This window comes from Pseudomonas sp. MF6396 (assembly GCF_002018915.1).
Taxonomy (GTDB): Bacteria; Pseudomonadota; Gammaproteobacteria; order Pseudomonadales; family Pseudomonadaceae; genus Aquipseudomonas; species Aquipseudomonas palmensis.
This window is the reverse complement of sequence record NZ_MVOK01000006.1, coordinates 235,064-259,060: the sequence shown is the minus strand read 5'-3', so window position 1 is coordinate 259,060 and position 23,997 is coordinate 235,064. Positions and strand designations below refer to the sequence as shown.

The following is a 23,997-nucleotide window of genomic DNA, read 5'->3' as shown; positions in this document are numbered from 1 at the left end:
TGCAGGTGTATCGTATTCGCCCTTACCGCCAGCCCGGTCATGGCTGGCAGGCTGTTTTCGCGATACGAGGTGCCTGTTCCGATGTCCTTTACCCGTCGACAAATGCTCAAGGGGCTGACTGGCCTGGTGGTGGTTGGCCTGGGCGCCGGGGGCGCCGCACGTTACTGGATGGGCAAGGTCGAGGACGAGCAGGCCGGGCATGACTATGAACTGATCGCCGCGCCGCTGGACGTCGAGCTGGTGGCCGGGCACACCACCCAGGCCTGGGCGTTCGGCCCGTCCGCGCCGGGTACCGAGCTACGGGTGCGCCAGGGGCAGTGGCTGCGGGTGCGGTTCATCAACCACCTGCCGGTGGCCACCACCATCCACTGGCACGGTATCCGCCTGCCGCTGGAAATGGACGGCGTGCCCTACGTGTCGCAGCTGCCGGTGCTGCCGGGCGAGTACTTCGACTACAAGTTCCGCGTGCCGGATGCCGGCAGCTTCTGGTACCACCCCCACGTCAACAGCAGCGAAGAGCTGGGTCGCGGCCTGGTCGGCCCGCTGATCGTGGAGGAGTGCGAGCCCACCGGTTTCAAGCACGAGCGCACCCTGAGCCTGAAGAACTGGCACGTGGACGAGCAGGGCAACTTCGTCGAGTTCAGCGTGCCGCGCGAAGCGGCCCGTGGCGGTACCGCAGGGCGCCTGATCACCATCAACGGGCAGCCCGACGCGGTGGTGGAAATGCCCGCCGGGCAGATCGTGCGGGTGCGCCTGCTGAACCTGGACAACACCCTGACCTACCGCATCAACCTCAAGGGCGACTTCGAGGCGCGTATCTATGCGCTGGATGGCAACCCGATCACCCCGCGCCCATTGGGCAAGGACTACTGGCTGGGCCCCGGCATGCGCATCTGCCTGGCCATCCGCATGCCGGCAGCCGGTGAGGAGCTGTCGCTGCGCGACGGCTCGGTGCGCCTGGGCACCCTGCGTTCGGTGGCCAGCAGCGAGGCACCGGGCGACTGGCCACCGGCGCTGCCGGCCAACCCCATCGCCGAGCCGGACCTGGCCAACGCCGAGAAGATCAACTTCAATTTCGAGTGGGTAGGCTCGGTGTCGGTCAATACCGAGAACGGCAAGCCGCCAAGCCTGTGGCAGATCAACGGGCAGGCCTGGGACATCACCGACAAGACCTGTTCCGACCGGCCGATCGCCACCTTGAAGAAGGGCAAGAGCTACATCTTCGAGCTCAAGAACATGACCCAGTACCAGCACCCGATCCACCTGCACGGCATGAGTTTCAGGGTGCTCAGCTCCAATCGCCACAAGATCCCGGAGCAGTACTTCACCGACACCTACCTGCTGGGCAAGAACGAGCGGGCGCAGGTGGCGCTGGTGGCGGATAACCCCGGCACCTGGATGTTCCATTGCCACGTGATCGATCACATGGAAACCGGCCTGATGGCCGCCATCGAGGTGGCGTGATGCGTCAGCCGCAGATCATCGACCGCAGCCGCGACCAGCACTTCATGCGCCTGGCGCTGGAGCTGGCGGCGCAGGGGGCTGCATTGGGCGAGGTGCCGGTGGGCGCGGTGCTGGTGCAGCACGGCGAGGTGATCGGGCAAGGCTTCAACTGCCCGATCAGCGGCAGCGACCCCAGCGCGCATGCCGAAATGGTGGCCATTCGCGCGGCGGCGCAGGCGGCCAGCAACTACCGGCTGCCGGGCAGCACGCTGTATGTGACGCTGGAGCCGTGCAGCATGTGCGCCGGGCTGATCGTGCATTCGCGGGTCAACCGCGTGGTGTTCGGGGCCCTGGAGCCCAAGGCAGGGATCGTGCAGAGCCAGGGGCAATTCTTTACCCAGGGGTTTCTGAACCACCGGGTGCTGTTCGAGGGCGGGGTGCTGGCCGAGGAGTGCGGGGCGATTCTGACCGAGTTCTTCAGGGCTCGGCGGGCCAAGGCCTGATAACCGTGGTGTGACCATCGCGGGTCAAGCCCGCTCCCCCGTTGTTGCGGGAGCGGGCTTGGCCCGCGATACAGGCGCTGCAAACTAGAGCGGCGGCGAAGCGTCGGCCGGCTTGGTCTTGTTGACCCCCGGCACATGCAGGTTGCCTTCGGCCACCTGGCTGCCCTCCAACTGCGGCTGGGTCACCCAGGTCAGGATGTCGTAGTAGCGCCGGATGTTGGCCACGAAATGCACCGGCTCGCCTCCACGGGCATAGCCGTAGCGGGTCTTGCTGTACCACTGCTTCTGCGACAGGCGCGGCAGCATCTTCTTCACGTCCAGCCACTTGTTCGGGTTCAGCCCCTCGCGCTTGGCCAGCTTGCGTGCATCGTCCAGGTGGCCGCTGCCCACGTTGTAGGCGGCCAGGGCAAACCAGGTGCGGTCCGGCTCCTCGATGTCGTCATCGAGCTCCTTCTTCACATGCATGAAATACTTGGCCCCGCCCTCGATGCTCTGGCGCGGGTCGAGCCGGTTGGACACGCCCATGGCCTGGGCGGTGCGCTGAGTCAGCATCATCAGCCCGCGCACGCCGGTCTTGGAGGTGACCTCGGCCTGCCACATCGACTCCTGGTAACCGATCGCCGCCAGCAGGCGCCAGTCCACCTGTTCCTTCTTGGCCGAGGTCTTGAAGTGGTTCTCGTAGCGCGGCAGGCGCTGCTGCAGGTGCTGGGCGAAGGTGTAGGCGCCGACATAGCCGAGCACGTCCACGTGGCCGTAGTAGCGGTCCTTGAGCCGTTGCAGGGTGCCGTTCTTGTGCACCTTGTCGATGAATTCGTTGATTTCGTTGAGCAGGCTGTTGTCTTCGCCGGCCGCCACCGCCCAGCGCTGGTCGCGCCCGTCGCCCAGGTCGAAGGCGACCCGCACGTTGGGGAAGTACACCTGGTTCATCGCCACTTCGTTGGAGTCGACCAGGGTCAGGTCGATCTGGCCCTCGTCGACCATGCGCAGCAGGTCGACCACCTCGACCTGGTCGGATTCTTCATATTGCAGGGCCGGGTACTGTTTTTTCAGCTCTGCCAGCTGTTCGGCATGGCTGCTGCCCTTGAGTACCAGAATGCGCTTGCCGACCAGGTCGCCGGCGTCGGTGGGGCGGGGCTTGCCGTTGCGGTAGATGATCTGCGGGGTGACTTCGAGATACGGGTGGGAAAAACGTACCTGCTGCTTGCGCTGCTCGCTGCTTACCAGGCCCGCTGCCGCCAGCACCGGGCCGTTCGGCTGGCCGAGCTGGTTGAACAGGTCGTCGAGGTTTTCGGCGGTCTCGATCTGCAGCTTCACGCCCAGGTCGTCGGCAAAGCGCTGGACCAGCTCGTACTCGAAGCCGGTTTCGCCGTTGCGGTCCTGGAAGTAGGTGGCCGGGCTGTTGCGGGTGATCACGCGCAGCACGCCGTCCTCCTTGACACGCTCCAGGGTGCTGGGTTTTTCAACACAGGCACCGAGCATCAGGAAGAGTCCGGTTGCGATGAGCCATTTGGCACAACGCTGGCGCACAGCAGTCTGGGCAAACATAGGGTGCAGTATACGCAAAGGACCTGCCGCGCCATATCTCGACAACATCCGGCTTGTCTGCTAGCACAGCCCGATAAAACCGCGTCGGGACGGGTTTTTGTCATCTCGTGAAGCACTCTTGTCGGCTTGCCGACATTCGGCCTGTCGCCGATGCAGCGTTTCGGGTGCCGTCGGCGGCGGTTTAGGCTAGAATGCACGGCCTCTAAGCACACCCCCTTCCTGAGGCTGTCCCGACGATGTTGATCCTGCGCGGCGCTCCTGCCCTTTCTGCCTTTCGCCACGGTAAATTACTCGAGCAACTGAGCCAGAAAGTCCCCGCTGTTAGTGGTTTGTACGCTGAATTCGCCCATTTCGCCGAGGTTGACGGCGAGCTGAGTGCCGACCAACAGCATGTGCTCGCGCGCCTGCTCAAGTACGGCCCGAGCGTGCCGGTACAGGAGCCCAGCGGTCGCCTGTTCCTGGTCATGCCGCGTTTCGGCACCATCTCGCCCTGGTCGAGCAAGGCCAGCGACATCGCCCACAACTGCGGCCTGGAGAACGTCAAGCGCCTGGAGCGCGGTACTGCCTTCTATGTCGGCGGTGAACTGAGCGAGGCCGATGTGGCCGCCGTCGCCGAGCTGCTGCACGACCGCATGACCCAGATCGTGCTGGGCAGGCTCGAAGAGGCTGCCGGCCTGTTCAGCCATGCCGAACCCAAGCCGCTGACCGCCGTCGACATCCTCGGCGGTGGCCGCGCCGCGCTGGAAAAAGCCAACGTCGAGCTGGGCCTGGCCCTGGCCGAAGACGAGATCGACTACCTGGTCACCAGCTTCCAGGGCCTCAAGCGCAACCCGCACGACATCGAACTGATGATGTTCGCCCAGGCCAACTCCGAGCACTGCCGCCACAAGATCTTCAACGCCAGTTGGGATATCGACGGCCAGAGCCAGGAAAAAAGCCTGTTCGGCATGATCAAGAACACCTACCAGATGCACAGCGAAGGCGTGCTGTCCGCTTACAAGGACAACGCCTCGGTGATCGTCGGTTCCACCGCCGGGCGCTTCTTCCCGAACCCTGAAACCCGCCAGTACGGCGCGGTGCAGGAGCCGGTGCACATCCTGATGAAGGTCGAGACCCACAACCACCCGACCGCCATCGCGCCGTTCCCGGGGGCCTCTACCGGTTCCGGCGGCGAGATCCGCGACGAAGGTGCCACCGGTCGCGGCGCCAAGCCCAAGGCCGGCCTCACCGGCTTCACCGTGTCCAACCTGCAGATCCCGGGCTTCGAACAGCCTTGGGAAAAGCCCTACGGCAAGCCGGAGCGCATCGTCACCGCGCTGGACATCATGATCGAAGGCCCGCTGGGCGGCGCGGCGTTCAACAATGAATTCGGGCGCCCGGCACTGACCGGTTACTTCCGTACCTTCGAGCAGTCGATCAACACCCCCCATGGCGAAGAAGTGCGCGGCTACCACAAGCCGATCATGCTCGCCGGCGGCATGGGCAACATCCGCGAAGGCCATGTGCAGAAGGGCGAGATCACCGTCGGCGCCAAGCTGATCGTGCTCGGCGGCCCGGCCATGCTGATCGGCCTGGGCGGCGGTGCTGCCTCGTCGATGGCCACCGGCGCCAGCTCTGCCGACCTCGATTTCGCCTCGGTACAGCGCGAAAACCCTGAAATGGAACGCCGCTGCCAGGAGGTCATCGACCGCTGCTGGCAGCTGGGCGATGCCAACCCCATCGCGTTCATCCATGACGTCGGCGCGGGCGGCCTGTCCAACGCCTTCCCCGAGCTGGTCAACGACGGCGGCCGTGGCGGTCGTTTCGAGCTGCGCAACGTGCCCAACGACGAGCCGGGCATGGCGCCGCTGGAAATCTGGAGCAACGAGTCCCAGGAACGCTACGTGCTGGCGGTCGACGCCAAGGACCTGGAGCGTTTCACCGCCATCTGCGAACGCGAGCGCTGCCCGTTCGCGGTGGTCGGCGAAGCCACTGCCGAACCGCAACTGACCGTCACCGACAGCCACTTCGGCAACAGCCCGGTGGACATGCCGCTGGAAGTGCTGCTGGGCAAGGCCCCGCGCATGCACCGTTCGGTCAGCCGCGAAGCCGAGCTGGGCGACGATTTCGACCCGAGCACCCTGGACCTCGCCGACTCGGTACAGCGCGTGCTGCGCCACCCGGCCGTGGCCAGCAAGAACTTCCTGATCACCATCGGTGACCGCACCATCACCGGCCTGGTCGCCCGCGACCAGATGGTCGGTCCATGGCAGGTCCCGGTGGCCGACGTGGCCGTCACCGCCACCAGCTTCGACGTGTACACCGGCGAAGCCATGGCCATGGGCGAGCGCACCCCGCTGGCCCTGCTCGACGCCCAGGCGTCCGGGCGCATGGCGATCGGCGAGACCCTGACCAACATGGCGGCCTCGCGCATCGGCAAGCTGTCCGACATCAAGCTGTCGGCCAACTGGATGTCGGCTGCCGGCCACCCCGGTGAAGACGCGCGCCTGTACGACGCGGTCAAGGCCGTGGGCATGGAACTGTGCCCCGAGCTGGGCCTGACCATTCCGGTGGGCAAGGACTCGATGTCCATGAAGACCCGCTGGGAAGATGAAGGTCGCGAGAAGACCGTGACCTCGCCGATGTCGCTGATCGTGACCGGCTTTGCCCCGGTTACCGACATCCGCAAGACCCTGACCCCGCAACTGCGCATGGACAAGGGCGAAACCGACCTGATCCTGATCGACCTGGGTCGCGGCCAGAACCGCATGGGCGCCTCGATCCTGGCCCAGACCCACGGCAAGCTCGCCAGCCAGGCACCGGACGTCGACGACGCCGAAGACCTCAAGGCGTTCTTCGCGGTGATCCAGGGCCTGAACGCCGACGGTCACCTGCTGGCCTACCACGACCGCTCCGACGGCGGCCTGCTGGCCACCGCGCTGGAAATGGCCTTCGCCGGCCATTGCGGGCTGAACCTGGAACTGGACACCCTGACCGGCAAGCGCGAGAAAGTCGCGGCCATCCTCTTCAACGAAGAGCTGGGTGCGGTGATCCAGGTGCGCCAGGACGCCACCCCGGACGTGCTGGCCCAGTTCAGCGCCGCCGGCCTTGGCGAAGACTGCGTGGCGGTGATCGGCAAGCCGGTCAATTGTGCCGACGTGGCCATCAGCCTGAACGGCGAAGTGCTGTTCACCGGCGACCGCCGCCTGCTGCAGCGCCAGTGGGCCGAGACCAGCTACCAGATCCAGCGCCTGCGCGACAACGCCGACTGCGCCGACCAGGAGTTCGACGGCCTGCTCGAGGAAGACAACCCGGGCCTGAGCGTCAAGCTGGGCTTCGACGTCAACCACGACATCGCGGCGCCTTACATCAAGAAGGGCATTCGCCCACAGGTGGCGGTACTGCGCGAGCAGGGCGTCAACGGCCAGGTGGAAATGGCTGCGGCGTTCGACCGTGCCGGCTTCAACGCCATCGACGTGCACATGAGCGATATCCTCGCCGGTCGCGTCGACCTGAACGAGTTCAAGGGCATGGTTGCCTGCGGCGGCTTCTCCTACGGTGACGTGCTGGGTGCCGGTGAAGGCTGGGCCAAGTCGGCGCTGTTCAACAGCCGCGCCCGCGACGCCTTCCAGGGCTTCTTCGAGCGTAGCGACAGCTTCACCCTGGGTGTGTGCAACGGTTGCCAGATGATGTCCAACCTGCACGAGCTGATCCCGGGCAGCGAGTTCTGGCCGCACTTCGTGCGCAACCGCTCCGAGCAGTTCGAGGCGCGCGTGGCGATGGTCCAGGTGCAGGAGTCCAACTCGATCTTCCTGCAGGGCATGGCCGGTTCGCGCATGCCGATCGCCATTGCGCACGGTGAAGGGCATGCCGAGTTCGCCAGCGAAGAGGCACTGCTGGAAGCCGACCTGTCCGGTTGCGTGGCCCTGCGTTTCGTCGACAACCACGGCAAGGTCACCGAGACCTACCCGGCCAACCCGAACGGTTCGCCGCGCGGGATCACCGGCCTGACCAGCCGCGACGGGCGCGTCACCATCATGATGCCGCACCCTGAGCGGGTATTCCGTGCGGTGCAGAACTCGTGGCGCCCGGATGACTGGAACGAAGACGCCGCCTGGATGCGCATGTTCCGCAACGCGCGGGCCTGGGTGAACTGAGGGTGTTCAAACTCGCCTTCTTCGTGCCGCCCAGCCATGTGGAGCAGGTCAAGGCCGCTGTGTTCGCCGCCGGTGGCGGACGCATCGGCGCCTACGACAGCTGTGCGTGGCAGGTGCTGGGCCAGGGCCAGTTCCGTCCGTTGAGCGGCAGCCAGCCGTTCATCGGGCAGAGCGGGGTGGTCGAGCAGGTCGAGGAGTGGCGGGTCGAGCTGGTGGTGGACGATGCGCTGGTGGGGCCGGTAGTCGCGGCCCTGAAGGCGAGCCACCCCTACGAGACCCCGGCCTACGAGGTCTGGCAGCTCGCTGATTTCTGATTGGCAGGTCTGCCTCTTCGCCGGCAAGGCCGGCTCCTACAGGGTTCATGTGCGACGCAACACCCTGTAGGCGCCGGCCTTGCCGGTGAAGAGGTCCGATCAGGCAACCTCCATCGTCTGTTCCTGCTTGCGCTGCACCCCCGCACACGCCAGCAACCCCACTTCAAACAGTATCCACATCGGCACCGCCAGCAAGGTCTGTGAAAACACGTCCGGCGGGGTCAGCAGCATGCCCACCACAAAGCATCCGACGATCACGTAAGGCCGGCTCTTGCGCAGTGTCGCCACATCCGTCACCCCCGCCCACACCACGATGAAGGTGGCCACCGGTATCTCGAACGCCAGCCCGAACGCCAGAAACAGCGCCAGGATGAAGTCCAGGTACAGGCTGATGTCGGTCATCATCGACACCCCGGCCGGGGTCACGCTGGCAAAAAAACCGAACATCATCGGAAACACCACGAAGAACGCGAAGGCCATGCCGGCATAGAACAGCACGATGCTCGATACCAGCAATGGCAAGGCGATGCGCCGTTCCTTGCGGTACATCCCCGGTGCCACGAACCCCCACACCTGGTGCAGCAGCACCGGCATGGCGACGAACAGCGCAGCCATAAGGGTCAGCTTGAAGGGCGCCAGGAACGGCGAAGTCACGCTGGTCGCGATCATGCTCGCGCCTTCGGGCAGGTAACGGCGCAAGGGTTCGGATACGGCGGTATAGAGGGTCTGGGCGAACGGGAACAAACCCAGGAACACCAGCATGACGGCCAGCAGGCAGCGCACCAGGCGCCGCCGCAGTTCGGTCAGGTGGGCGGTCAGGGGCATGCCCGCTTGGGTATCAGTCATGGGCAGGGTCCATTGGTCGAAGTCGGGGTCGGCTGCGCCTGCAGGTTCACGCCCTGGCGCAGTTCCTGTTCCAGACGCCGCAGTGGCTCGGCATCCAGCTCCTGGGTCAGTGCCTGGGTGTCGAGCTCACGCTCCACCTGTGCACGCAGCGCCCCCATGGCACGCCTGGCCTGGCCCACGCCACGTCCCACGGTGCGCATTGCCACCGGCAGGCGTTCGGGGCCCAGCACCAGCAGCGCGACCACGCCCACCAGCAGCAGCTCGGTAAAGCCGATCTCGAACATCAGCTGCGTTGTTCCGGTTGCCCCTGCTGTACCTGCTGCACCGGGGCAGGGGCGTCCGGGGTGTCGGCCTGCGGGCCGTTGCCCATGGATTTGCGAAAGCCCTGGATCGCCTCGCCCACGTCCGCGCCCAGGCCCTTGAGGCGCTTGGTGCCGAACAGCATGAACACGATCATCAACACGATAACCAGTTGCCAGATCCCGATACCGCCCATGTGAAGCACTCCAAGGTCATGAAAAAGAAGGGTTTATCCTGCCTGCGCTTTATGACGCAAAGGTGACGGGCAACGCCTTTGCCATGTGCCTGAAACATCCGCCGTGTTGACTGGCCGCTCTTTGGCAGAGGTAGCGTGACGATGGGTGGCAAGCGACAGCAGGGCGCGGCATTGCTGATGGTGCTGGTGGTGCTGGCGATGGTCGCCGGTGGCCTGGCATGGCTGGTACAGGAGGGGCGCGCCCAGGTCGATGCGGTGCGCCTGGTGCAGCAGCGCGTGCAGGCGCGCGGGCTGGAGCGGGCCGGGCTGGCCTTTGCCGAGCAGGCCCTGCAAGACCCCAGTTGGCGTGCCAGCCCGCTGTTCTGGCAGGCGCTGCGTGGCCAGGCGCTGCCGTATGCGTTCGACGGCGGTTCGGCGACCCTGCGCATCCGCGACCTGCACACCTGTTTCAACGTCAACAGCCTGGTGGGCGAGGATGCCGAGCGTGCCGAACGCCAACTGCAGTACCTGCTGGGCGGCGACATGGCCGCCGCCCAGCTGGCCCAGGCCCTGGCCGACTGGATCGACAGCGATCACCAGGCGCGTCGCGAGGGCGCCGAGAACGATCATTACCTGCGCCAGTCGCCGCCGCGCCTGGCGGCCAATCAGCTGATGCTGGACATGAGCGAGTTGAACCTGCTGCTGGGCCCCGACCCGCAACGCCAGGCCCGTTACCCGCAGCTGTGTGCGTTGCCCGAAACCACGCACTGGCGGCTCAATGCGAATGCGCTGAGCCTTGAACAGTTGCCGTTGCTGGAGGCGCTGTATGAGGGAAGGATGAGCCGCTCACTGCTGAGCCGGGTGGTCACTGCACGCCCGGCCACCGGCTACCGGGATGCCGGCGCCTTGCGCCAGGCACTCGGTGCGCTGGACGATGCGACCTTCGAACGCTTGAGTGAGGGGTTGTTGCTCAACAGCGGGGACTTTCTGTTGCAGCTGGAGATCGAGCAGGACGCTCACGTGCTGCGCAGCCAGTACCAGGTACATGCCCGTGGCGTGGTGCAGTGGCATGCCCTGGTGCCGGTGCAGCAGGTGCGGGTAACCCGGCGCGAACCGCTGCCCTGGTAAGGGCAGCGGTGCCGGTCGGGTCTAGACGCCGATTTCACCGCCATCGTTGCGCTGGATCACCACTGTCGAGGCGCGTGGGCGCACGGTGGTGCCGGCGGGGGTGACGGAGGTTGCGACGTCGGTCGACGGCCAGTTCTCCGGGTGCTGGATGTTGACGAAGATCGACTTGTTGTCCGGCGTGAAGGCGATGCCAGTCACCTCGCAGCCGTTGGGGCCGACGAAGAAGCGGCGCAGGTCGACCTGGTTCTGGGCATTGATCGGCACCTGCTTGCCGCTGGCATCGACCAGGTCGGTGGGGATCACCGCCAGCATCTGGTCGTTGGTGTAGTCGGTCAGGGTCGATTCGCCGTTGTCGGTCTGGAACCACAGGATGCCGCGGCTATCGAAGCTCATCCCGTCGGGGCTGGCGAACTGGTTGAGTTCGGTCAGCCCCGAGCGGTTGATGTCGGCGCTGCCGGCGGCGTTGGCGCCGAACACGAAGATGTCCCAGGTAAAGCTCAGGTGGTCGTCGCTGTCGTGCCAGCGGATGATGTGGCCATGCTTGTTCGGCCCGCGCGGGTTGGCGTTGTCGACTGTGGCCGGGGTGCGCTTGCTGTTGTTGGTCAGGGTCAGGTACACGTCGCCGTTGAGCGGGTTGACCGTGGTCCACTCCGGACGGTCCATCGGCGTTGCGCCCAGGGCATCGGCGGCGCCACGGGTGTTGAGGATGATGCCCGGCAGGTCGGTGTACAGCGCGCCCAGGGTGGTGCCGGCCTTGGTGGTGGTGGCGACATCCAGCAACAGCCAGTGGCCGCTGCCGTCGGCGTCGAAGCGCGCCACGTACAGTTTGCCGTCGTCCATGTACTTGGCACCGGTAGCCAGGCGGTTGCTCGGGTTGGCGTCGGCGGTGTCCCACAGGGCGGTGGAGACGAACTTGTAGAGGTACTCGTTGTTGGAGTCGTCGCCCATGTAGAACACCACCGGCTTGCCGGCTACCGGCAGCGCCGGGCAGCAGCCTTCATGGCGGAAACGCCCCAGGGCGGTGCGCTTGACCGCACGGGTGCTGGCGTCATAGGGGTCGATCTCGACGATGTAACCGTAGGTGCTGGCTTCGTTGCGGTAGTCGTCGGTGGCCGTCGCGCCGGTGGGGTCAAGGATGAACCGGGTGAACTCGCCGTCCACTTCGCTGGCATCGCCGGCGGCACTTTCCCAGGCGTAGTTGCCCTTGCTGGTGCTCACCCCGATGCGGCGCTGATCGTCCGGCACGGCGCCGCTGGTGTTGACGAAAATTCCTGGCCAGTTCTCTTCGCAGGTGAGGTAGGTGCCCCACGGGGTGAAGCCATTGCCACAGTTGTTGTTGGTGCCGCGGGCTTGGGTACCGGTGTTGGAGAACACGGTCTTGACGTGGTCGCTGCCGCGCAGCGGGCCGGCCAGGTCCATCAGCGTGGCGGTGGTGAAGCGGCGGTTGAGCGGGTCGTTGTCGACCACTTGCCAGCGTCCGTTGACCTTGCTCAGGCGCACCACGCCGGCACCGTGGGCGTTGATTTCCTTGCGCACTTCCTCGGCCGGGCGCTTGCCGCTGCCGTCCACGGTCGGGCCGGCCGGGTGCAGGGCGTCGGCATCGATGTACTCGAAGTTGATCGCCAGCAGGCCGTCGTCGGAGCTGCCGTTGATGGGGAAGAAATGCATGCCGTCATGGTGCATGCCCATGGCGTTGGCCTGGTCGGCGGCAGTGTTGGTGCCGTCGCTTTTCCACGGGTTGCCCGCGCTGTTCAGCGGTGTACCCCAGGGTGCCAGCACGTAGGCGCTGTAGCCGTCGGCGACCACGCAGGCGTCGGTGCGCGAACCGGCGATGGAATTGAAGCCCAGCTTGAGTTTCGGTTTCTCGGGTTCCACCGGAGGGGTCGGCTTGTGGCTCGAGCCCCCGCCGCTGTCGAAGCAGCCGCTCAGGCCCGTCCCTGCAATCATCGCGATCGCGGCACCGAGGCTGCCGCGCACCACGCTGCGGCGGCTCAGGTAGGCATCCAGGACAGTCGCCATTGGCAGGTTGCCACTGGTGTTGCGGTCCAGGTTGTCGCCGGTGTCTCGACTCATCTCTTCATATCCTTGTTGGGTGAAGTGGCTTCTACGGAAACCGGCACTGTAGAGAGCGAGTGTGATGATTGATTGGCAGTTTTGTGAACAGACCTTTAAGGAAATGAATCCTTACCATTTGATTTGGATGGGGTTTTGTACGCCCTGTCGAATAACTGCCATCAAACTGTAATCCCCTCGCCGCACTATCCGCTGCGACAGTTGATCAGCCCGAGGGCGATGGAGTAGATGGCGAGCATGTACAGACGCGATGTGTTGGGCTGGATGGGCGTTGGCGCAATGGCGCCGCTGCTGACCGCCTGTTCCAGCCTGGCCACACCGTCGACGGCAGAGGCCGGCACGGTGGAGCTGCTGTATTTCGCCGACACCCTGGATGCGCGCCAGCCCGGCATGCCCGTGGTGCCGGCGACGCGCCTGGGGCCGGTCAGCCACCTTGGCCAGGCACCGTGGATGAGCGGTATCAATGCCCGCCAGGGGCGTGCCGAGCTCAACCCGCTGCTCGACGCCAGCCTTGCCGAAGGCGTACAGACCGGCGGGTATGCGGTGTTGGGTGCCCTGCTCGAACAGCTGCGCGAGGCGGCGGGGCGGGGCAACTGCCTGACCCTGGAAAATGGCCAGGGCTGGAACGGCAGTGGCCTGGCCTACCTGACCCAGGGCGCCAGTGGCGTGCAGGGCAGCCGGATGCTGGGCAGCGAGGTACGCGTGAGCAGCGATGAGCGGGTGCTGTGGCCGCGCCAGTGCGCCGGCCTGTATCGCCAGTACGGTCAGGCCGTGCTTGGTGCGGGGCTGGCCCCCGAACGCGCCCAGGCCCTGGGCACGCCGGCCTTCACTGTGCTGCACCGCGGCGGCGTGCGGGTGGCGGTGGTCGGCATTACCGACCCGTACGCCCGCGACCAGAACGCATCCCTCAAACAGTGGTATCAGGCGCTGCTGCCGGCCTTCGAACAGGCACGCCAGGCGGCGGACCTGGTGATCGCCCTGGCGGACGTGGGCACCGGCCCCGGGCTGTGGCTGGCCGAGCGTCTGAGCGATGCCGACCGGCTGCTGTGCGCCCGTGGCCAGGACCTGTGGCCGCAGCCTGTCTCGGTACTGCAGGCCAGCGGCAAGCAGGTGCCGGTGCTGCTGGCCGGCAACCGTGCCAGCGGCGTGTTCGCGGTGAACTGCCTGCATCGCGACGGGCGCTGGCAGTTCACCGCGCAGTTTCATCCCGCTTTCGAGCACCGCCTCACGCCGGCTGCCCGAGCGCGGGTCGAGCCGTTGCGCGCGCAGTTGCAGCAACAGCGCGCCGGGCATGCCGCCTGGCTCGACCAACCCCTGGCGCAGGCACCGCAAAACCTGTGGCGACGCGATACCCGTGGCGGCAGCTGGGACAACCTGCTGCACCAGGCGCTGGCCGATGACAGCGGGGCACCGGTGCTGTTGCCGGGGCTGCGCTACGACAGCCCGCTGGCGGCCGGCCAGCCGATCACCCGCGAACACCTGATCAGCCTCACCGGCAGCTACCCGGCCCCGGTGGTGCAGGTGCCGGCACGCCAGGTACAGCAGGTGCTGGAAAACGCTGCCGAGCAACTGTTCGGCACGCCGCTGCTGCTCGACAACAGCCAGGATTTGCCGCGCTGGTTTAGCGCGCCCTGGCAGGTCAGCTACAGCCCGGGCGGCAAACGGGTCTCCGGGGTAGCCGTACAGGATGGCCAGTGCCGCACCTTCGGCCTGCAATTCGACAGCGACGCCGGCGAGCCACTGTGGCAGCGGGTGGAAGCATGGCTGGTGCAGCAGCCACCGGGCTGGCAATTGCCGCCGCTGGCCCTGCCGCAGGTGCGTTACGTCCAGGGCCACCCTGGCTGGCACCCGCGCGGGCTGGCCAGTTGATCAGCCCGGGCCGCGTGCTCGACGGCGTGCTGTTGAGCCTGGCCGGCTGGCTGGCTGCGCAGTGCGTGCTGCTGGCCGCCCGCGAGCCGCTGCCGGCGCCGGCCGCAGAGGCCCAACCGGCTGAGCTGCCCGGCCTGCTGGTCGGGCATTGGCAGGCGCCGCCGGCCAGTGACGCGCTGCCGCTCACGCGCTTGCCCGTGCATTACCTGGGCGGCCTCAAGGCCGTGCCCGCCAGCGCCACAGTGGTAGTGCTGCGCTACGAGCAGGCGGTGCGTACCTACGTTCGCGGCCAGCGCCTGGCACCGGGCATCGTGCTGCAGGACATCGATGACGATGGCCTGATTTTCGACAACCAGGGGCGGCGCGAGCGCTTGCCCTGGCCGCCACGGCCCGCCGTGACCGGCTTCAAGCGCCAAGGATGAAGGGATGATCGCAAGATTCTGCGTGGCTGGCGTACTGGCCCTGGGGCTCAACCTGGCCTGGGCGTTCGACGAGCCCGAAGCGGTAGCGGACGAAGACGGTACACCGCTGTACGAGGTGAATTTCGTCGACACCGACCTGGGCGAGTTCATCGACAGCGTGTCGCGCATCACCGGGACCACGTTCATCGTCGACCCGCGGGTAAAAGGCAAGGTCACGGTACGTACGGTGGACCGTCACGACAGCGAGGCGATCTACGATATCTTCCTGGCCCAGCTGCGGGCCCAGGGCTTTGCTGCAGTGGACCTGCCCAACGGCAGCGTGAAGATCGTGCCCGATCAGGCGGCGCGGCTGGAGCCGGTGCCCGTCGAGAGCGGGCGCAAGGCCCAGGCCGGCAGCGATGGCATCGCCACCCGGGTGTTCAACGTGCGCAACGCCGCCAGCGAACAGATGCTGGCGATCCTCAAGCCGCTGATCGACCCCCGTGTGGGGGTGATCACGCCGTACCCGGCCGCCAACCTGCTGGTGGTGACCGACTGGCGCAGCAACCTGGAGCGCATCGACAGCCTGCTGCGCCAGCTCGATCAGGTCAGCGAGGAGCCGCTGCAGGTGATGCCGCTGCACCATGCCAGCGCCAGCGATACCAGCCAGTTGATCACCCGCCTGCTGGCCCGCGAGCAGGGCGCCGACAGTGCCCAGGTGGTCGCCGACCCGCGCAGCAATGCCCTGCTGGTGCGCGGCAGTGCCGACAGCCGCGAGCGCGTGCGTGCCTTGCTGGCGCAGCTGGACCGCCCCGGCGACGCATTGCGCAGCTCCAACACTCAGGTGATCTACCTGCGTCACGCCAATGCCGGCGAGGTGGTCAAGGTGCTGCGCAGCCTCAGCCAGGATGCCGGCGCTGCGCCGGGCGAAGCTGACAAGGACGCCAAGGCGCCCGTGCCGGTCAACCTTTCGGGCATTCGCCTGGAATACGAGGAGGGTACCAACGCCGTGGTCATGGTCGGGCCCGACAGCGAGCTGGCGGCCTACCGCACCATCGTCGAGCAACTGGACATCCGCCGTGCGCAGGTGGTGGTCGAGGCGATCATCGCCGAAGTGTCCGACTCGCGGGCCCAGGAGCTGGGCGTGCAGTGGCTGTTCGCCGACGAGAAATTCGGTGCCGGCGCAGTCAACTTCGGTACCGGCGGTGCCAGCATCACCGGCATTGCCGGGGCCGTGGCCAGCGGCGACAACGCGGCGCTGGGCAAACTGTTGTCGGGCGTGAACGGCGTGACGGCCGGCATCGGCAACTGCGGCGGCGGCTTCAACTTCGCCATGCTGGTCAATGCACTCAAGAGCAACAGTGGCTTCAACCTGCTGTCGACCCCGACCCTGCTGACCCTGGACAACGCCGAGGCGTCGATCCTGGTCGGCCAGGAAGTGCCCTTCGTGACCGGCTCGGTAACCCAGGACAACACCAACCCCTACCAGACCATCGAGCGCAAGGAGGTCGGTGTAAAACTGCGCATCAAGCCGCAGATCAACAGTGACAACACCGTGCGCCTGGACATCGTGCAGGAGGTCTCGTCGATTGCCGACACCGCTGCGGCCAGCGACGTGATCACCAACAAGCGCGAGATCAAGACCAAGGTCATGGTCGAGGACAACGGCCTGATCATTCTCGGCGGGCTGATCAGCGACGAGGTCACCTCCAGCCATCAGAAGGTGCCGTTTCTGGGGGATATCCCCGGTCTGGGCCGGTTGTTCCGCTCCGATGCCAGCCGTGGCGTGAAGCAGAACCTGATGGTGTTCATCCGCCCGCGGATCCTGCGTGACGGGGCCAGCCTGACCAGCCTCAGCAGCGAAAAATACCGCAACCTGCAACAGACCACGCCGCTTGCCCTGCCCAGCCTGGCCGATGGCAGCGAGTTGCTGCGGGTGTTCCCGGCCAGCCGCCAGCGCCTGGACGAGGGCACCTGGTGAAGCCGTTGCTGCCCTATCGCCTGGCGCGCCAGGGCGGGCTGGCCATGGCGCCTGGCGCCGACGGCTGGAGCCTGTGGCTGCGCCCGGATGTCGACAGCGACCAGTTGCACGAGCTGCTGCGGGTGTATGGCGCGCCCCAGACCGTGTGCCATTTCGACGCGGGGGAGTTCGACACGCGCCTGGGCCAGTTGTACCAGGCCGGCGAGAACGCCACGGCGGCGCTGATCGAGGGCATTGGCGAACAGGTCGACCTGGACGGCCTGATCAGCGAGATGCCGCGGGTCGAGGACTTGCTCGAAAGCGATGACGAAGCCCCGGTGATCCGCCTGATCAACGGGCTGTTCGGCGAGGCGCTGCGTCAGCAGGCCTCGGACATCCATGTGGAAACCTTCGAGCAGAGCCTGGTGGTGCGCCTGCGGGTCGACGGCCACCTGCGCGAGGTGCTGCGCCCGCCACGTGCGCTGTCGGCCATGCTGGTGTCGCGGATCAAGGTCATGGCGCGCCTGGACATCGCCGAGAAGCGCCAGCCCCAGGACGGGCGCATCACCCTGCGCTCGGGTGGGCGCGAGGTCGATGTACGTGTCTCGACGCTGCCGGGTATCCACGGCGAGCGAGTGGTGATGCGCGTGCTCGACAAGCAGGCCAGCCTGCTCTCGCTGGGCAACCTGGGCATGCCCGGTGCCGTCGAGGCGGGCCTGCGCGCCTGCCTGGGGCGACCCAACGGCATCGTGCTGAGCACCGGCCCGACCGGTTCGGGCAAGACCACCACGCTGTACGCCAGCCTCAACAGCCTGAACGACGGCAGCCGCAATATCCTCACCGTCGAGGACCCGGTGGAGTACGCCATCACCGGCATCGGCCAGACCGCCATCAACCCGCGTGCCGGGCTGACCTTTGCCAGCGGTTTGCGCGCGATTCTGCGCCAGGACCCGGATGTGATCATGCTTGGCGAAATCCGCGACCGCGAAACCGCGCAGATTGCGGTGCAGGCCAGCCTCACCGGCCACCTGGTGCTTTCGACCCTGCACACCAACAGTGCGGTGGGCGCGGTGACGCGTCTGCGCGACATGGGCGTGGAGCCTTTTCTGATTGCCTCGTGCCTGCGCGGGGTCATGGCCCAGCGCCTGGTGCGGCGCCTGTGCAGTTGCGCCGTGGCGCAGCCATTGCAGGCGGCCGAGCGGGCGTTGTGGCCGGAGCTGGTCGAGCTTGAGCACAGTTATCACGCAGTGGGCTGCGCGCAGTGTCAGGGCAGCGGCTATCGCGGCCGGCTGGGGCTGTATGAGTTCATCGAGCTGGACGCCGGGCTGATCGGCCTGCTGTATGACGGGGCCAGTGAGGTGGCCATGCAGGCGCATCTGCAGGGCCGGCGCCAGAGCCTGGCCGGCATGGCCAGCGAGTGCCTGCGCCAGGGCCAGACGAGCCTGGCCGAAGTGCTGCGCGCGGTGCAGGGCTGAGCCATGCCGACCTACCGATACCAGGCCGTTGACCTCGCCGGGCGCACCCTCAAGGCCAGCCTGCAGGCCGAAAGCGAGCGCCATGCCCGCCAGTTGCTGCGCGAGCAGGGGCTGTTCGCGCGTCAGTTGCAGGTGCAGGGCAACGCGCAGGTGTTGCCACGGCGCCAGCGCGTGAGCCGCGCACAGCTGTGTGAACTGACCCGGCAACTGGCCACGCTGACAGGGGCCGGCATTGCATTGGTGGATGCCCTGGCCACCCTTGAGCGGCAGTTGGTGGAGCCGGCGCTGCGCAATCTGCTGGTGGGGGTGCGCGGCGCGCTGGCAGAGGGGCTGGGCCTGGCCCGCAGCCTGGCACGCCAGGGCGGGGTGTTTTCAGCGCTGTACTGCGCGCTGGTCGAGGCCGGCGAACGCTCGGGGCGCCTGGCCCAGGTGCTGGAACGCCTGGCCGACCACCTTGAGCAGGTGCAGCGCCAGCAGCACAAGGCGCGTACCGCGCTGATCTACCCGTGCGTGCTGATGGGGGTGTCGCTGGCGGTGGTGGTCGGCCTGATGAGCTTCGTGGTGCCCAGGCTGACCGAACAATTCGCCCATTCCGGGCAGAGCCTGCCGTTGATCACGCGCCTGCTGATCGGCGCCAGCGAAGCGCTGTTGCTGGCCGGGCCGTGGCTGCTGGGCGCCGCGGTGCTGGGTGCGGCAGGCGCGGCGCGGCTGCTGCGTCGGCCGCACTGGTGCCTGCGCCGTGACGACCTGCTGTTGCGCCTGCCGCGCGTGGGTGCGCTGCTGCGGGTGCTGGAAAGCGCGCGGCTGTCGCGCAGCCTGGCGATTCTGGTCGGCAGCGGGGTACCGCTGCTCGAAGCCTTGCAGGTGGCCACCGCCACCCTGGAAAACCGACGCATTCGCCTGGCGCTGGAGCGGGTGCAGGTCGATGTGCAAGGCGGCGTCAGCCTGCACCGCGCGCTGGATGCCAGCGGGCAGTTCCCGCCGATGCTGCTGAACATGGTCGCCAGCGGCGAGGCCAGCGGCACCTTGCCCGACATGCTCGAGCGCGTGGCCGACAACCAGGAGCGCGGCTTTGCCCGTCAGGTCGACACCGTGATGGCGTTGTTCGAGCCGCTGATGATCCTGGTCATGGGCGCGGTGGTGCTGTTCATCGTGCTGGCGGTGCTGTTGCCGATCATGCAGCTCAACCAGGGCCTCACACTTTAATAGGAGCACTACCATGCAGACACGACGTTCCCGCCAGCACGGCTTCACCCTGATGGAAATCATGGTGGTGATCTTCATCATCGGCCTGTTGATCGCGCTGGTGGCGCCCAGTGTGCTGGGCAGCCAGGACAAGGCCATGAAGCAGAAGGTGATGGCGGACCTGTCGAGCCTGGAGCAGGCGCTGGACATGTACCGCCTCGACAACCTGCGCTTCCCCACCGCCGAGCAGGGGCTGTCGGCCCTGGTGAGCAAGCCGCAGGCCGAGCCGGTGCCGCGTGCCTGGCGGGCCGATGGCTATATTCGCAGGCTCCCTCAGGACCCGTGGGCCACACCGTACCAGTACCGGGCGCCGGGGCAGCATGGGCGCATCGACATCTATTCGCTGGGTGCCGACGGGGTGGAGGGCGGCGAGGGGATCGATGCCGACATCGGTAACTGGGACCTCTAGGCATGCCGGCCCAGCGTGGCTTCACCCTGCTGGAACTGCTGGTGGTGATCGCCATCGCCGGGTTGATGAGCGCCCTGGCGGTGGCCTCGCTCGACAGTGCCAAGGCGCCTTTGCACCAGGCCCTGGAGCGCCTGGCCGCGGCGTCGCGGGCGCAGGCCGACCTGGCCCTGCATGGCGGGCAGGTGCGCGGCCTGCGCTGGAACGGGCAGCGGCCCGAGTTCGTGCGCCTGGTCGAGGGCGACCAGTGGCAGGTGGAGCCGGTGGCGCTGGGCGAGTGGCCGGCCGGGCTGCGCCCGGACTGGCCTGCGGGCAGCACGCCACGGGTGATGTTCACCCCCTCCGGGCTGGCCCGACCGGTGAGGCTGGAGTGGCGCTGGGCCGAGGGCCGACAGCGCTGGCACTGGCGTCATGCTGCCGGCCTGCAGGTGGTGAACGTGCCATGAAGGCTCGCCAGCGTGGTTTCACTCTGCTCGAAGTGAGCGTGGCCCTGGGCATCGCCGCGACCATGGCGATCATCAGCAGCCAGGTACTGCGTCAGCGCCTGGTGGTGCAGCAGGGCGTGCAGCAGCATTGGCTGGGCAGCCTGTGTGCCCGGGAACTGCAGGCGCGCTTTGTGGTGGAGCAGTACTGGCCGGCGCAGGCACTGAGTAGCGGCGAGCTGCGTCAGGGGCCGGGCACCTGCCACTGGCGGTTGCAACTGGGTTCCACCGGCGTGCGCAACCTGCGCGGTGGCGAACTGCGCCTGTTTGCCGACCGCGATGAACGTGAGCCGCTGGGTCAGTACCGCCTGTTTCTGGTGCGCCCGTGAGGCGCAGGCAGCAGGGCCTGACCCTGCTCGAACTGCTGGTGGCGCTGGCACTGACCGCTGTACTGGGTGTGCTGCTGGCGGCGCTGGTCAATGGCTGGCTGAGCGTACGTGAGCGACTCGACCAAGCGCCGCAGGCGAGCCCGGTGCTGAGCTTCTGCCTGGGGCTGGAGCGCCGCTTCGACGCCACGGTGCTGCGCCAGTTGTACGAGCAGCGCCTGCCCCTGGCCTTGAACTGGTTGGACTGGCAGCCTGCCGAGTTGCAGCTGCAATGGGTGGCGCTGGCGGCGTGGCCGGCGGCCGAAGGCGGCTCGCGCTTGCAGCGCCAACGCCTGCGCTATGACCGGCGCGATGCACGCCTGCTGTTGGAGACCTCTGCCGACCTGTATGCCGTCGAGCGCCCGCACTGGGTGCTGCGCGACAGCCTGGCCGGGGTGTCCAGCCCCGTTTTCGAATTTCGCCAGGGCAGCCGTTGGCTGGCCTGGCCCTCTGCCGAACGCGCTGCGCCCGATCGTGGTGTACGGCTCGAGTTCCAGCGTGATGGAGCCCCCTATGTGTGTACGTTTGCCCTGCCGGAGAGCCAATGATTGACATTCGATACTGGCGACGGCGCCAGCCTGGGTCGTGGTTGCTGGTGCGCCCCGATGAGGCCGGCTGGAGCTGGCTGCAGGTGCGGGCCGGTGAGGTGCTGCGCGCGGGGCACGGGCAACCGCCGGAAGGTGCCGGTCGCGTGGCGCTGGTGGTGCCGGGCAGTGAATGCGCGCACTTCCATTTGCAGGCGCCGCCGGGTCTCAAGCGTGAAGAGTGGCCATTGCTGCTTGAAGATCGCGTGTTGCAGCCAGCCGAGGCGATCCATGTCGGTTGTGTGTCGCGAGGTTCGGGATGGCTTGAGCTGGCGGTGATTGACCGGCAACGCCTGGCGGGCTGGTTGCAGGCTTGCCAGGGCTGGGGCCTGCAGGTCGAGCGCTGCTGGGCGGAGTTCCAGCTGCTGCCGGAGCTTGCCCCCGGCGATGCCTGGTGCTGGCGACGCAGCCCGGACCTTAGCCTGTTCAAGAGCTGCGGCGCCGACCGGCGCCAGGCGTGGCTGGCCTGGCCGACGGCGTTGGGGGCAACCCCGCCGTCGGTGTGGTGCGACAGGCAGGTGCAGGCATTCGAGGGCGCGTGGCCGGCGTCGCTGGCGGCGCTGGAACGTCTGCCCGGCCTGTTCGAGCTGCGCCGCACGCCCCGCGCGCCACCGCACCTGGCACAGGGGCAACGGCGCCTGGCGACGGCCTGCGCCGTGCTGGGTGTGGTGTGGTGTGCCCTGTGGCTCGGCCTGCAGTGGCGCCAGGCCACGCTGTACAAGGCGCAGGTGGTGGCCGTGACCGGGCCGCTGAGCACCCCGCGCCAGGCTACGCAGTGGCTCAAGCGCGAGCGCCAGACGCGGGATGAGCGCAACCTGCGACTGCGCCAGCTGGAGGCATTGCAGGGCGCCATGGTGCAGTGGCTTTCGGCGCAGCCTGGCTGGCGGCTGCAGCGTGCGCGCTTTGATGGCACACGCTGGACCTTGCAGTTGCAGGGTGCGCAGGCACCGTCGGACACGCCGTGGGCTGCCATGGCCGCCAGTGCCGGGGCGCAGGTGGCGGTGCAGCCGGCCACGGCAGATGCCGTGCAACTGGTGTTCGACCTGGGGGCAGGAGCATGAGCAGCGTCACCGCACGGCGCTGGTTGATGCCGCTGGCCTGGACCGCAGTGGCCCTCTTGCTGTTGAGCCTGGTGGTGCGCGAGGGCCTTGGCCAATGGCGCGAGCTTTCGCAGTGGCGCGAACTGGCCGCCTCGGCGACGGCCATGCACTCAGGCGCCGAGGTGACGCTGGAGCGATTGCAGCAGTCGGCTGCGGCGCAGCAGCTCGTGCTCAGCGACGTGCAGCCGGTTGACGCGGGGTGGCAGGTGCGCGGCCAGGTCAAGGACGAGCGGCGGCTTCAGGCGTGGTTGCTGAGCTTGCAGCGTGAAGGCGTTCAGCCGCTTCAATGGGGGCTGGAGCAGGCGCCGTCGGGCCTGAGTTTCGATCTGGTGCTGGCGCGATGAGCCGCAGGAGGTTGGGGTGGATGCTGTTGGTGTTCTGCCTGACGTTGCTGGCGGGGTTGCCGGCGCGCTGGTTGTTCAAGGCTGCGCCGTGGCCTGCGCAGGACGTGGCCGGTAGCGTGTGGCAGGGGCAGGCCGGGCGGATCGGCGACGTTGGCCCGTTGAGCTGGCAGGTGCGCCCGTGGGCGGTGCAGGTGCAGGCAGGGTATCAGGGCCAGCGCTGGGGGCTGGTATTGCGCGGCTGGCCGTGGGACTGGCAAGCGAGCGTCATGCCGCAGGGTCCGGCCAGCCGTGTGGCTTCGGCGTATCGCCTGGGGGGTGAGTGGTCGGGGCAACTGGCACTGAGTGGGCGTGGCGCGCGGTGCGTGAGCGGGCAGGGTGCGCTGGTGGCGGATCAGCTGAACCTGGTGGCGCCATGGACGCTGGCCCTGGGGCGCGGCGAGGTGCGCGTGGTGTGCAACGACGGCTGGCGGCTATCGGCGCGACTGGCTGCGGCGGGGCAGCACCACCTGGCGCTGGACGCGGGGGTGGCAGGCGGTACGCTGCAAGGGCAGGTGGGGCAGGGGGCGGCATTGTATCCGGTGCTGGTCGGCGGGCAGTGGCTGCAGGCCGGAGAGCACGCGGGGCGGTGGTCCTTCAATTGGTGATTCGCCAGTGGGCGCTTTTTCGCCGGCAAGGCCGGCTCCTGCAGGTTTTGGGGGGGGGCGGCAGGTAGGAGCCGGCGAAGGGGCACGCTCGGTCAGGGCCGAATCTCGATCAGCGTGCCGTCGCTGACCAGGTTCCACACTTCGCGCATGTCGCGGTTGGTCATGGCGATGCAGCCTTCGGTCCAGTCCAGGGTGTGGAACAGCGCCTCGGGGTAGTCCGCACTGTCCGGGGTGCCGTGGATCATGATCATGCTGCCCGGTTTCACCCCTTCGCGGCGGGCACGGGCCGAGTCGCTGACATTGGGGTAGGAGACGTGGATGGCCAGGTTGTAACGGTCGGACACCTTGCGCCAGTCGAGCCAGTACAGCCCCTCGGGCGTGCGCTTGTCGCCCTCGCGCAGCTTGGCACCGGTGGGCTGCTTGCCCAGCGAGATGCGGTAGCTCTTCATCGAGGTGTCGCCGCTCATCAGTTGCAGGCGGCGTTCGGACTTGATCACCAGCACCTTGTCGATCAACGGGGCGCCGGAGGGGGTGGGCGCCGGGGTCGAGGGCGTCACCTGGCCAAGCGGTTTTCGCACAATGGTTTCGGTGAACGCCGCCTGGGACACCGACGCCACACCGAGGCAGAAGAGGGCAAGCAACCAGCGCATGAAACGGTA

23 protein-coding genes are annotated in these 23,997 nt (G+C 67.4%); 17 read left to right on the top strand and 6 right to left on the bottom strand.

The window, feature by feature from the left end:
• The first annotated feature begins 81 nt into the window (after positions 1 to 81).
• Both MF6396_RS08845 and tadA read left to right on the top strand, forming a co-directional pair.
• Positions 82 to 1,464: a multicopper oxidase family protein gene (locus MF6396_RS08845; protein ID WP_078480100.1), complete on the top strand. Its 1,383-nt coding sequence runs from the start codon at positions 82 to 84 to the stop codon at positions 1,462 to 1,464.
• A complete protein-coding gene (gene tadA, locus MF6396_RS08840) occupies positions 1,464 to 1,946 on the top strand; it encodes a tRNA adenosine(34) deaminase TadA (protein ID WP_054915054.1) in 483 nt (160 codons plus the stop codon). The genes MF6396_RS08845 and tadA overlap by 1 nt, the downstream gene beginning before the upstream one ends.
• 84 nt (positions 1,947 to 2,030) lie before the next feature.
• Here the strand turns inward: tadA and mltF are convergent, their stop codons facing one another.
• Entirely contained in the window at positions 2,031 to 3,491 is a 1,461-nt protein-coding gene (gene mltF, locus MF6396_RS08835) for a membrane-bound lytic murein transglycosylase MltF (protein ID WP_078480099.1), read from the bottom strand.
• Positions 3,492 to 3,727: 236 nt separating this feature from the next.
• On the opposite strand from mltF, the gene purL reads away from it, so the two are divergent.
• Together purL and MF6396_RS08825 are read left to right on the top strand one after the other, a co-directional pair.
• The gene (purL, locus tag MF6396_RS08830) at positions 3,728 to 7,627 is read left to right on the top strand and encodes a phosphoribosylformylglycinamidine synthase (RefSeq protein WP_043860639.1); all 3,900 of its coding nucleotides are present in this window, start codon (positions 3,728 to 3,730) and stop codon (positions 7,625 to 7,627) included.
• Positions 7,628 to 7,629: 2 nt separating this feature from the next.
• Positions 7,630 to 7,941 (top strand): Nif3-like dinuclear metal center hexameric protein, encoded by a 312-nt coding sequence (locus tag MF6396_RS08825; protein ID WP_054915053.1) that lies wholly within the window; start codon positions 7,630 to 7,632, stop codon positions 7,939 to 7,941.
• 99 nt (positions 7,942 to 8,040) lie between these two features.
• Here the strand turns inward: MF6396_RS08825 and tatC are convergent, their stop codons facing one another.
• From tatC to tatA, 3 genes are read right to left on the bottom strand one after another with little or no spacing between them, the layout of a single operon-like run.
• On the bottom strand, positions 8,041 to 8,787 hold the full coding sequence (tatC, locus tag MF6396_RS08820; protein ID WP_043860637.1) for a twin-arginine translocase subunit TatC: 747 nt from the start codon (positions 8,785 to 8,787) through the stop codon (positions 8,041 to 8,043).
• Positions 8,784 to 9,071: a Sec-independent protein translocase protein TatB gene (gene tatB, locus MF6396_RS08815; RefSeq protein WP_078480098.1), complete on the bottom strand. Its 288-nt coding sequence runs from the start codon at positions 9,069 to 9,071 to the stop codon at positions 8,784 to 8,786. The genes tatC and tatB overlap by 4 nt, the downstream gene beginning before the upstream one ends.
• The gene (gene tatA, locus MF6396_RS08810; RefSeq protein ID WP_043860635.1) at positions 9,071 to 9,283 is read right to left on the bottom strand and encodes a twin-arginine translocase TatA/TatE family subunit; all 213 of its coding nucleotides are present in this window, start codon (positions 9,281 to 9,283) and stop codon (positions 9,071 to 9,073) included. Before tatA ends, tatB begins: the two co-directional genes overlap by 1 nt.
• A 141-nt stretch (positions 9,284 to 9,424) precedes the next feature.
• Here tatA and gspK point away from each other — a divergent pair, with 141 nt between their 5' ends.
• A complete protein-coding gene (gspK, locus tag MF6396_RS08805) occupies positions 9,425 to 10,390 on the top strand; it encodes a type II secretion system minor pseudopilin GspK (RefSeq protein ID WP_078480097.1) in 966 nt (321 codons plus the stop codon).
• 21 nt (positions 10,391 to 10,411) lie between these two features.
• Here gspK and MF6396_RS08800 read toward each other — a convergent pair whose 3' ends face one another.
• Positions 10,412 to 12,463 (bottom strand): PhoX family protein, encoded by a 2,052-nt coding sequence (locus MF6396_RS08800; protein ID WP_054915049.1) that lies wholly within the window; start codon positions 12,461 to 12,463, stop codon positions 10,412 to 10,414.
• A 228-nt stretch (positions 12,464 to 12,691) separates the two neighbouring features.
• Here MF6396_RS08800 and MF6396_RS08795 point away from each other — a divergent pair, with 228 nt between their 5' ends.
• The 12 genes from MF6396_RS08795 to MF6396_RS08740 are packed head-to-tail and all read left to right on the top strand — an operon-like array spanning position 12,692 to position 23,338.
• Entirely contained in the window at positions 12,692 to 14,332 is a 1,641-nt protein-coding gene (locus MF6396_RS08795) for a lipoprotein UxpA (protein WP_078480096.1), read from the top strand.
• On the top strand, positions 14,332 to 14,754 hold the full coding sequence (locus MF6396_RS08790) for a pilus assembly protein PilZ (RefSeq protein ID WP_102063792.1): 423 nt from the start codon (positions 14,332 to 14,334) through the stop codon (positions 14,752 to 14,754). Before MF6396_RS08795 ends, MF6396_RS08790 begins: the two co-directional genes overlap by 1 nt.
• A gap of 4 nt (positions 14,755 to 14,758) precedes the next feature.
• Positions 14,759 to 16,714, top strand: a complete 1,956-nt coding sequence (gspD, locus tag MF6396_RS08785) for a type II secretion system secretin GspD (RefSeq protein WP_078480095.1) — start codon at positions 14,759 to 14,761, stop codon at positions 16,712 to 16,714.
• Positions 16,715 to 16,719: 5 nt separating this feature from the next.
• On the top strand, positions 16,720 to 18,168 hold the full coding sequence (locus MF6396_RS08780; protein WP_078480108.1) for a GspE/PulE family protein: 1,449 nt from the start codon (positions 16,720 to 16,722) through the stop codon (positions 18,166 to 18,168).
• Positions 18,169 to 18,171: 3 nt separating this feature from the next.
• Positions 18,172 to 19,374 (top strand): type II secretion system inner membrane protein GspF, encoded by a 1,203-nt coding sequence (gene gspF, locus MF6396_RS08775; protein ID WP_043860628.1) that lies wholly within the window; start codon positions 18,172 to 18,174, stop codon positions 19,372 to 19,374.
• Between the two features lie 13 nt (positions 19,375 to 19,387).
• On the top strand, positions 19,388 to 19,822 hold the full coding sequence (gene gspG / locus MF6396_RS08770; protein ID WP_043860627.1) for a type II secretion system major pseudopilin GspG: 435 nt from the start codon (positions 19,388 to 19,390) through the stop codon (positions 19,820 to 19,822).
• Positions 19,823 to 19,824: 2 nt separating this feature from the next.
• Positions 19,825 to 20,265, top strand: a complete 441-nt coding sequence (gene gspH, locus MF6396_RS08765) for a type II secretion system minor pseudopilin GspH (protein WP_054915044.1) — start codon at positions 19,825 to 19,827, stop codon at positions 20,263 to 20,265.
• Positions 20,262 to 20,630, top strand: coding sequence for a type II secretion system protein (locus MF6396_RS08760; protein ID WP_054915043.1), 369 nt, complete (start codon positions 20,262 to 20,264; stop codon positions 20,628 to 20,630). The genes gspH and MF6396_RS08760 overlap by 4 nt, the downstream gene beginning before the upstream one ends.
• Complete coding sequence (locus tag MF6396_RS08755) at positions 20,627 to 21,214, top strand: prepilin-type N-terminal cleavage/methylation domain-containing protein (RefSeq protein WP_043860624.1); 588 nt, start codon at positions 20,627 to 20,629, stop codon at positions 21,212 to 21,214. Before MF6396_RS08760 ends, MF6396_RS08755 begins: the two co-directional genes overlap by 4 nt.
• Positions 21,211 to 22,311 (top strand): type II secretion system protein GspL, encoded by a 1,101-nt coding sequence (locus tag MF6396_RS08750; protein ID WP_238596420.1) that lies wholly within the window; start codon positions 21,211 to 21,213, stop codon positions 22,309 to 22,311. Before MF6396_RS08755 ends, MF6396_RS08750 begins: the two co-directional genes overlap by 4 nt.
• Positions 22,308 to 22,694 (top strand): type II secretion system protein GspM, encoded by a 387-nt coding sequence (gene gspM, locus MF6396_RS08745; RefSeq protein WP_054915041.1) that lies wholly within the window; start codon positions 22,308 to 22,310, stop codon positions 22,692 to 22,694. The genes MF6396_RS08750 and gspM overlap by 4 nt, the downstream gene beginning before the upstream one ends.
• Before the next feature lie 20 nt (positions 22,695 to 22,714).
• Complete coding sequence (locus tag MF6396_RS08740) at positions 22,715 to 23,338, top strand: general secretion pathway protein GspN (RefSeq protein ID WP_161493028.1); 624 nt, start codon at positions 22,715 to 22,717, stop codon at positions 23,336 to 23,338.
• Positions 23,339 to 23,430: 92 nt separating this feature from the next.
• Here MF6396_RS08740 and MF6396_RS08735 read toward each other — a convergent pair whose 3' ends face one another.
• Positions 23,431 to 23,988 (bottom strand): L,D-transpeptidase family protein, encoded by a 558-nt coding sequence (locus MF6396_RS08735; protein ID WP_054915039.1) that lies wholly within the window; start codon positions 23,986 to 23,988, stop codon positions 23,431 to 23,433.
• Between the last annotated feature and the right edge of the window lie 9 nt (positions 23,989 to 23,997).